Origin of the sequence: Polaromonas eurypsychrophila, assembly GCF_014641715.1 — a bacterium.
GTDB lineage: Bacteria > Pseudomonadota > Gammaproteobacteria > Burkholderiales > Burkholderiaceae_C > Polaromonas > Polaromonas eurypsychrophila.
Genome location: NZ_BMIG01000005.1, coordinates 267,797 through 276,392 on the forward strand (window position 1 = coordinate 267,797; position 8,596 = coordinate 276,392).

At 63.5% G+C, this 8,596-nt stretch carries 6 protein-coding genes and 1 tRNA gene; 3 read left to right on the forward strand and 4 right to left on the reverse strand.

Annotated features, from left to right (window positions below):
• The first annotated feature begins 49 nt into the window (after nt 1-49).
• Both pepN and IEX16_RS09580 read left to right on the forward strand, forming a co-directional pair.
• Nucleotides 50-2,770: an aminopeptidase N gene (gene pepN, locus IEX16_RS09575; RefSeq protein WP_373288309.1), complete on the forward strand. Its 2,721-nt coding sequence runs from the start codon at nt 50-52 to the stop codon at nt 2,768-2,770.
• Nucleotides 2,771-2,862: 92 nt separating this feature from the next.
• On the forward strand, nt 2,863-3,870 hold the full coding sequence (locus IEX16_RS09580; protein WP_188708172.1) for a class 1 fructose-bisphosphatase: 1,008 nt from the start codon (nt 2,863-2,865) through the stop codon (nt 3,868-3,870).
• Between the two features lies 1 nt (nt 3,871).
• Here IEX16_RS09580 and IEX16_RS09585 read toward each other — a convergent pair whose 3' ends face one another.
• The 4 genes from IEX16_RS09585 to IEX16_RS09600 are packed head-to-tail and all read right to left on the reverse strand — an operon-like array spanning nt 3,872 to nt 8,175.
• Entirely contained in the window at nt 3,872-4,786 is a 915-nt protein-coding gene (locus tag IEX16_RS09585; RefSeq protein WP_188708175.1) for a LysR family transcriptional regulator, read from the reverse strand.
• 27 nt (nt 4,787-4,813) lie between these two features.
• Nucleotides 4,814-5,800: a Bug family tripartite tricarboxylate transporter substrate binding protein gene (locus IEX16_RS09590; protein WP_229676273.1), complete on the reverse strand. Its 987-nt coding sequence runs from the start codon at nt 5,798-5,800 to the stop codon at nt 4,814-4,816.
• A 45-nt stretch (nt 5,801-5,845) separates the two neighbouring features.
• Nucleotides 5,846-6,700 (reverse strand): amidohydrolase family protein, encoded by an 855-nt coding sequence (locus tag IEX16_RS09595; protein ID WP_188708177.1) that lies wholly within the window; start codon nt 6,698-6,700, stop codon nt 5,846-5,848.
• Between the two features lie 23 nt (nt 6,701-6,723).
• Nucleotides 6,724-8,175 (reverse strand): phenylacetate--CoA ligase family protein, encoded by a 1,452-nt coding sequence (locus IEX16_RS09600; RefSeq protein WP_188708179.1) that lies wholly within the window; start codon nt 8,173-8,175, stop codon nt 6,724-6,726.
• A 158-nt stretch (nt 8,176-8,333) separates the two neighbouring features.
• Here IEX16_RS09600 and IEX16_RS09605 point away from each other — a divergent pair.
• A tRNA-Thr gene (locus IEX16_RS09605) sits at nt 8,334-8,409 on the forward strand.
• Nucleotides 8,410-8,596 lie beyond the last annotated feature (187 nt).

Consider the following 8,596-nt stretch of genomic DNA (forward strand, 5'->3'; position numbering starts at 1 on the left):
GCGGTCTTGATCCGCAATCCATTCACCACAGGCCACAGGCTGTGCTGCCATGCCAACTCAACCCCAGGAACCCGCCATGATGCGTGAAGGCCAATCCGCGGTGATCAACCGCGCCGACTACATCGCACCCGCCTACTGGATCGACACCGTCGACCTGTCGTTTGACCTGGACCCGGCCAAGACGCGTGTGCTCAACAAGATGACGCTGAGGCGCAATGCCGACGTGCCGGCGGAGCCGCTCAAGCTCGACGGCGAGGAACTCAACCTCGCGCGTGTGCTGGTCAACGGCCAGGGCACCTCTTTCCGCATGGAAGGCGAGCAACTGGTGCTGGAGAACCTGCCGGAAGGCGCCGAGGCTTTCGAGCTGGAAATTTTCACCACCTGCGCGCCGGTCAAAAACACCAAGCTGATGGGCCTGTACGTCAGCAACGACTCTTTCTTCACCCAGTGCGAGGCCGAGGGCTTTCGCCGCATCACCTACTTCCTGGACCGTCCCGACGTGATGGCCAGCTACAGCGTCACCCTGCGCGCCGACAAGGCGAAGTATCCGGTGCTGCTGTCTAATGGCAATCTGGTCGAACAGGGTGAGCTCGAAGGTGGCCGCCACTTCGCCAAATGGGTGGACCCGCACAAAAAGCCGGCCTATCTGTTTGCGCTGGTGGCCGGCCAGCTCGTCTCCAGGGAGCAGCGCATTACCTCGCGCGCCGGCAAGGAGCATACGCTGCAGGTCTATGTGCGCCCCGGCGACCTGGACAAGACCGAACACGCGATGAACTCGCTGATGCATTCGGTGGCCTGGGACGAAGCCCGCTTCGGCCTGAGCCTGGACCTGGAGCGTTTCATGATTGTGGCCACCAGCGACTTCAATATGGGCGCCATGGAAAACAAGGGCCTGAACATCTTCAACACCAAGTACGTGCTGGCGAACCAGGCGACCGCGACTGACACCGACTATTCGAACATCGAAAGTGTGGTCGGCCACGAGTACTTTCACAACTGGACCGGCAACCGCATCACCTGCCGCGACTGGTTTCAATTAAGCCTGAAGGAAGGCCTGACGGTTTTCCGCGACCAGGAGTTCAGCCAGGACCTGTGCTTTGAGCCCTCGGCCCGTGCCGTCAAACGCATCGAGGACGTACGCGTGTTGCGCACTGCGCAGTTCCCTGAGGACGCCGGCCCGATGGCGCACCCGGTGCGGCCCGACAGCTACATCGAGATCAGCAACTTCTACACCGTCACCATCTACGAAAAAGGCGCCGAAGTGGTGCGCATGATGCAGACCCTTGTGGGCCGCGACGGTTTCGCCAAGGGCATGAAGCTTTACTTCGAGCGCCACGACGGCCAGGCCGTGACCTGCGACGACTTCGCGCAGGCGATTGCTGACGCCAACCCCGCCTCGGACCTGGCGCGCCTGTTGCCGCAGTTCAAGCGCTGGTACAGCCAGGCCGGCACGCCGCGTGTGCACGGCACGGGTGTGTACGACGCCGCCGCACGCAGCTACACACTCACGCTTTCGCAAAGCTGCGCATCGACCGCTGGTCAGGCAGTCAAAGAACCCTTTGTGATCCCGGTCGGCCTGGGCCTGCTGGACGCCGACGGCGCCGACCTGCCGCTGCAGCTCGCTGGCGAAGCCGCCCCGGTCGCCGCGCCACGCACCTTTGTGCTGACCGAGGCCGGCCAGACGCTGACCTTCACCCATATCGACGCTGAACCGGTGCCATCCATCCTGCGCGGCTTCAGTGCGCCGGTGGTGCTGGAGTTTGACTACAGCGACGCACAACTGCTGCATCTACTGGCCAACGACATCGACCCCTTCAACCGCTGGGAAGCCGGGCAACGCCTGGCCGTTCGAAGCGCTATTGAATCCATAGCTGCCAGCGCTTGCCCGGCAGGGGCTGAGCCGCTTAATGATGCTTACGTGCAAGCCATGCGCAGCGTGCTGCGCGACCCGGCGCTGGACGCCGCCTTCAAAGAGTTGGTGCTGACCCTGCCGGGCGAAACCTATATCGCCGAACAGCTTGACGTGGTGGACCCGCAGCGCATCCACGCGGTGCGTGAAGCCATGCGCGCGCAACTCGCCACAGCGCTGGCCGACGACTGGGCGGTGGTTTACGAAGCGCATCAGGACAATGGCGCCTACACACCCGACCCACTGTCTTCGGGACGGCGCGCACTGGCGGGCATGGCGCTGACACATCTGTGCATCGCCGCCACGGTGAGCGGCGACTCGGTCTGGCCCGGCAAGACTTACCAGCGTTTCAAGGCCGCCGGCAACATGACCGACCGCTTCAACGCGCTGGCGGCGCTGGTCTCCAGTGGCCACGCGCTCGCGGCCGAGGCCCTGCCCCGCTTCCACGCTATGTTCAAGGACGAGGCGCTGGTCATCGACAAGTGGTTCAGCCTGCAGACCGGGGCGCCAGACCGCGGCGGCAACATCCTGCCGGCCGTCAAGCAACTCATGAAACACGCCGACTTCAGTCTGCGCAATCCGAACCGCGCGCGCAGCGTCGTCAGCACCTTCTGCCAGGGCAACCCGGCTGGCTTCCACCGCGCCGATGCGGCTGGGTATGTGTTCTGGAGCGAACGCGTGATTGAGCTCGACGCGATCAACCCGCAGGTCGCTGCCCGTCTGGCGCGCGCGCTCGACCGCTGGAGCAAACTGGCCGAACCCTACCGCAGCGCCGCCCGCGAAGCGATTGCCCGCGTCGCTGCAAAATCCGATCTGAGCAAAGACACGCACGAGGTAGTCTCGCGCGCTTTGGCCGATTAAACATGTCATTGCGGGCTCGACCCGCAATCCATGCTGGCACACTAACCTGGATCCCGGATCAAGTCCGGGATGACAAACCGAGGAGTTTCATCATGCCTTCCAAAGTTTCACTGACGCGCTACCTGGTCGAGCAACAGCGCATCGACGGTCACATTCCTTCGCAGCTTCGCCTGCTGCTGGAAGTGGTCGCCCGCGCCTGCAAAAGCATCAGCCAGGCCGTCAACAAGGGCGCGCTCGGCAGTGTGATGGGCAGCGCCGAAAGCGAGAACGTGCAGGGCGAGATCCAGAAAAAGCTCGACATCATTGCCAACGAAGTACTAATAGAGGCCAACGAATGGGGCGGCCACCTGGCCGGCATGGCCAGCGAGGAGATGGAAGGCATTTACGTGGTGCCCAACCGCTATCCGCAAGGTGAATACCTGTTGCTGTTCGACCCGCTCGACGGCTCCAGCAACATCGACATCAACGTCAGCATCGGCACCATCTTCAGCGTGTTGAAGATGCCCGAAGGTGATCGCGGTGTGGACGAGTCCGATTTTCTACAGGCAGGCCGCCAGCAGGTGGCGGCAGGCTACTGCATCTACGGCCCGCAAACCACGCTGGTGCTGACCGTCGGCGACGGCGTCGCGATGTTCACGCTAGACCGCGAGCAGGGCTCCTTCGTGTTGATCGAAGAGAACGTGCAGATTCCCGAAGACACCAAAGAGTTCGCCATCAACATGAGCAACATGCGGCATTGGGACGAACCGGTCAAGCGTTATGTGGACGAACTGCTGGCCGGCAAGGACGGTCCGCGCGGCAAAGACTTCAACATGCGCTGGGTCGCAGCCATGGTCGCCGACGTGCACCGCATTCTCTGCCGCGGCGGCATCTTCATGTACCCCTGGGACAAACGCGAGCCTGAAAAAGCTGGCAAGCTGCGCCTGATGTACGAAGCCAATCCCATGAGCTGGCTGATCGAGCAGGCCGGCGGCGCCGCCACCAACGGCAAGCAGCGCATCCTTGACATCCAGCCCGGCAAGCTGCACGAGCGCGTGAGTGTGATCCTGGGTTCGAAGAACGAGGTCGAACGCGTCACCGGCTACCACCTCGGCGCCTAGATCAGTCGGGCCAGCGCAGTCTGGCCGCCACGTGGTCGCGAAACCACATGTGCGCGCCCAGCCGCTCGCTGCGTTCGTGCCAGATCAGTTCGTACTTCACGGGCTGCAGCGGGAACGGCGTCTCGCGCACCTCGAGCTGGTATTGCCGTGCTGCAGCCAGCGCCAGGCGGCGCGGCAGCAACGCCATCAGGTCGCACTGGGCCAGCAAGGCAGGCACCGCGGAAAACTGGCTGACCACGAGACCGACGCGGCGCTCGATGCCCGCATAGCGCAAGGCCGAGTCGGCATAGGTGAAAGCCTCACCGTCCGGCGATATGGCGATGTGCGCTACCGAACAAAAGGTCTCCAGGTTCCAGGGCAGCGCCGCCACAGGATTTTTTTTGCGGAACACACACACATGCTGGTCGGCCCACAACTCGCGCCTTCCGAAGTGCTCCGGTAGCGCGTAGAACAGGCCGACGCCGAAGTCCAGCGTTCCCTGCGCGAGGCGCGACTCCGTGTCGCCCAGCGTACGCGTCACCAGGCGCAGGGTGAGGCCGGGCGCCGCCGCATGCAAATGCGCATACCAGTCCGGCACGAGCAGGTTCACAAGCATGTCGTTGATCGCCAGCGAAATACCAAAACTCGTGCTGGCAGCGTTAAAAGAGTCGGGCGCAACGGCACGCCTGAGCGCCTCCAGCGCGCCGCGGACCTCGCGCCACAGGCCCTCGGCCCGCGGTGTCGGACGCACGCCGTCGGCGCTGCGCACGAACAGGGGATCGCCATACACCTGCCGCAGGCGTGCCAGCGCGTGGCTAACGGCCGGTTGGGTCAGCGCAAGCCGCTCTGCCGCGCGGGTGACATTGCGCTCGCGCATGACCATGTCGAAGACTTGCAGCCCGTTCAGGTCAATTCGGCGGGTGTCTGAAGGGTCCATGCACGGGGGAAAAGTGAAAGGAGGCGCCTACTCCATCACGAAGCCGGTCACCCGCACCACTTTACGCCACTTGTCGGTGTCCTCGGCGACAAAGCGGCTGAACTGCTCGGGCGTGCTGCCTACGGCGCTGGCACCCTGCTCCAGCAGCTTTTTCTTCACTTCCGGCAATTGCATGACCTCGCGCGTGTCGGCGGCAATTTTCGCGGCGATGGCCGGCGGCAGACCGGCCGGTGCCATCAGCCCAACCCAGGTGGTGGCGCTGAATCCCGGCACGGTTTCGGCCAGGGTCGGAACCTCGGGCGCGACCGGGCTGCGCTCCAGCCCTGTCACGGCCAGCGCGCGCAGCTTGCCCTGCTGGACCTGCGGCCAGACCGCGGGGATGTTGTCGAAGGCGATCTGTACCCGACCCGACAGCAGCTCGCTCAAGGCAGCGCCGCTGCCCTTGAACGGCACATGCACCATCTCGGTCCCGGTGGCGATCTTGAACAGCTCGGCCGCCAGATGGACGGAGCCGCCCGCGCCGGTGCTCGCAAAGTTGTACTTCGACGGTTCGGCCTTCAGCAGGGCGACAAATTCCGCCACGTTGCGTGCCGGCACGCTCGGGTGCACCACCAGCATGTTGGGGAAGGTGGCCACTAGCGAAATCGTGCTGAAGTCCTTTTGGCTGTAGCTGAGTTTGGGATTGACGGCCGGGGCTACCGAATGGGTGGACGCCGTGGCCAGCAGCAAGGTGTAGCCGTCTGCCGGCGCACGCGCGACGTAAGTGGACCCGATCGCGCCGGTCGCGCCGGCACGGTTGTCCACCACCACCGGCTGCCCCCAGCGCTCGCCGAGCTTTTGCCCGATCAGCCGCGCAATGGCGTCGGTCGCGCCGCCGGCCGCAAACGGCACAACCAGCGATACCGGTTTGCTGGGGAAGCGCTCCTGGGCAGCGGCGCCGCTCGCCGACAGCGCAAGCATGGAAGAGAGGGCGACGGCGGTGGCTGACTTGAGAAGAAATCGTTTTGATGGCATGTTTTGTCTCCTGTTGATTCTGGAAAAATGGGGCCGGGCAGCCCCTCAGCCAAGGCCGAGGTAAGCCTGTGCGTTGTCGTGCAGCACCTTCTGAAGCACCGCGTCGGAATAACCCTCGGAGCGCCAGTCGGCCAGCACCTTTTCGTAGCGCAGCACCGGGAAGTCGCAACCGAACATCACGCGATCCTGCAGCCTGCCGCTGATTTCTTTTTTGAGTGCCGGTGTGAACTGTCGCGGCCCCCAGCCGTGCAACTCGTAGGTCACGTTCGGCTTGTGCAGCAGGATGGCGATCATTTCGTCCTGCCACGGGTAAGCCGGCCGCGCAGCCAGAATGCGCAAATCCGGGTAACGCGAGGCGACGTCGTCAATGTGGCGCGGATGCCCGTCGTCCAGCTTGATGCCTGCGCCGCCCGGCAGGCCTTGCCCGATGCCGGTCAGGCCGGTGAGAATCATCACCGGCACGCCCGCATCGGCAGAACGCTGGTAGAACGGGTCCCACAGCGGATCGCTGGCCGGCACCCGCGTGACCTGGCCGTTGACACCGATGCCCACGAATCCGGCGCCGGCCGACAGGCAGCGCTCGAACTCGGCAATCGCCTCCTGGCCGCGGCGCGGGTCGAACTGCAGCCAGTGGCCGGCGATTACGTCCGGGTGCTGGCGCTGCTGCGCCATCGCGTAGTCATGCAACGCACGCATCTCGTCGATTGCCATGAACTTGGTGATGGACAGGTCGAGGACGGCCCGCACATTGTTCGCGCGGAAGTAATCCGCCTGTTCCTGCTCGGTGAAATAACTTACCGGCGTTTTCCAGATTTTCTCCTGGCGCGCGAGTTCTTCGGGCGTGCGGAAGATGTAGCCGCGCTGGGTGCCCCAGTGCGAATGGCAGTCGATGATTTTCAAAGTGTTCTCCGTAGGCAAGGCGATCACGCCTTGGTGCGCGCGTCGATGAGTCGCTTGATCTTGGACGTGGACGAGAGTCCGGTCAAAGGGCTGAGTTCTCCGGGTGCGGCGGCCTGCAGCACCAGCTTGACCCCCAAGGCTTCCTTGATGCGCAGCGTCAGGTCCTGCTCCACCTGCGTAGCGGGGTGGTTCGCGTCCTTGAGTTCGAAACGTACCCGCATGTCTTCACGCCCCGTCGCCGCATCACGCTCCAGGATGCAGACATATTCGCCATTGGTCGCCGGGTGTTCGGCCACCAGCGCGCCCACTGCCTCCGGAAAGATGTTGGTGCCGCGCAGCTTGACCATGTTGTCAGCGCGTCCGAACAGCTTGGTGAGCCGCCGGTGATGGCTGCCGCAGGCGCAGGGCGCGCCCTCCACCCAGGACGAAATGTCGTTGCTGTTGAAACGGATCATGGGCGCCGCATGTTTGAACAGGCTGGTCACGTACATGACGCCGCGTTCGCCCTTGTCACGCGCCTGGCCGGTTTCGGGGTCGACAATCTCTACATGCATGGCGTCTTCGAACACATGCATGCCGGTGCGGTGGACACAATCGGACGCAATGGAGCCGAACTCGTTGGTGCCGTAGGTGTCGTAGACGCCGCAGCCCCACAGGTCTTCGAGCGCTTCGCGGTCTTCCATGCCCAGGTGCGCAATCAGGCCGCGCAGGCCCAGCGAACGCGGGTCTATGCCCATGTCGTCACGCGCCACCAGCCCGATGTTGCGCAGGTAGGCCGAAAAACCCACCAGAAAATTCACATTCCACGCCTTCAGGATCTCCACCTGCCGGCGTGTGGGCGTCTGCGCGCCCGAACCCGTCATCACCGGCACCGCGCCGGTGTACTTCCAGATGCCCTCACGGGCGAGAAAGCCGCCATTGGTCAGGCCTGTGGACAAAGCCACCTGCACCAGGTCATAAGGCCGCACCCCCTGCATGAACAGGCGCCGTCCGGTGATGATGTTCATCACCTCGCGGTCACGCGGCGTGTACAGCATGGCGCGCGGCAGGCCGGTGGTGCCGCCGCTGGTCTGCAGCACCAGGGGCATGGGCGCATCACGCGTCGGGTCGATGCCCAGAAAGTCACCCCAGGGCGGATTGCGCTCAATGCTCTCGCGCAGGTCGTGCACCGAAAACGGCGGTATCTCCTTCAGGTCGGCCAGGCAAGACACGTCGCCCGGCTTGAGCCCGCCCGCGCCCCAATGGCGCTGATAGAACGGAATTTGCCAGCCACGCGCTACCTGCTGCAACAGGCGTTTCTCCTGCAGGGCGGCAATGCCTTCCGGCGGCAGCCGGTAGGTCGACTCGAAATAGTCGGGCGCAGTCGGGAATTCGTCCCACAGCGCGGGAAAGTCCAGCGACTCGTAATAGCGCGGAATGGCCGTCTTCAACAATTGCTGCGGCGGGGCCGCTGCGAGCTGGGTATCAGGTGTCATCGGGGCATCCTTGATGGAATGCCTCAGTCTAGGAGTCCTCGTCCCCGCGTGGATGATGGATTGCTTGGAGCTATATGCAGAGGATTCATGAGGCCCTGCCTGCTCATGCCGACTGCAAATTTGCCCCGGCTATACTCGTAGGCTGTATGTCAGGATTCGCCGGTGTAGCTCAGTCGGTAGAGCAGCTCATTCGTAATGAGAAGGTCGGGTGTTCGATTCATCTCTCCGGCACCAAATGAAGGCCCCCTAGCTGTCATGGTTAGGGGGCTTTTTCATTTAACTAACGCGTAACCCGCTCCTATTGTGGCGCCTCTCAGATTTTGGCAATCATTTTTTCGATGACGTCATCTGATCTTTGATCTTGCCCCTGTTGCCCGCACTCCATAGACTGACCATTATGCGGACTTCCTGTCTTGCTGCT

What these genes read in the sequence shown, in the direction of transcription:
- pepN (WP_373288309.1), top strand. Translation starts at nt 50, where the DNA reads ATGCCAACTCAACCCCAGGAACCCGCCATGATGCGTGAAGGCCAATCC.
- IEX16_RS09600 (WP_188708179.1), bottom strand. Translation starts at nt 8,175, where the DNA reads ATGACACCTGATACCCAGCTCGCAGCGGCCCCGCCGCAGCAATTGTTG.
- IEX16_RS09585 (WP_188708175.1), bottom strand. Translation starts at nt 4,786, where the DNA reads ATGGACCCTTCAGACACCCGCCGAATTGACCTGAACGGGCTGCAAGTC.
- IEX16_RS09580 (WP_188708172.1), top strand. Translation starts at nt 2,863, where the DNA reads ATGCCTTCCAAAGTTTCACTGACGCGCTACCTGGTCGAGCAACAGCGC.
- IEX16_RS09590 (WP_229676273.1), bottom strand. Translation starts at nt 5,800, where the DNA reads ATGCCATCAAAACGATTTCTTCTCAAGTCAGCCACCGCCGTCGCCCTC.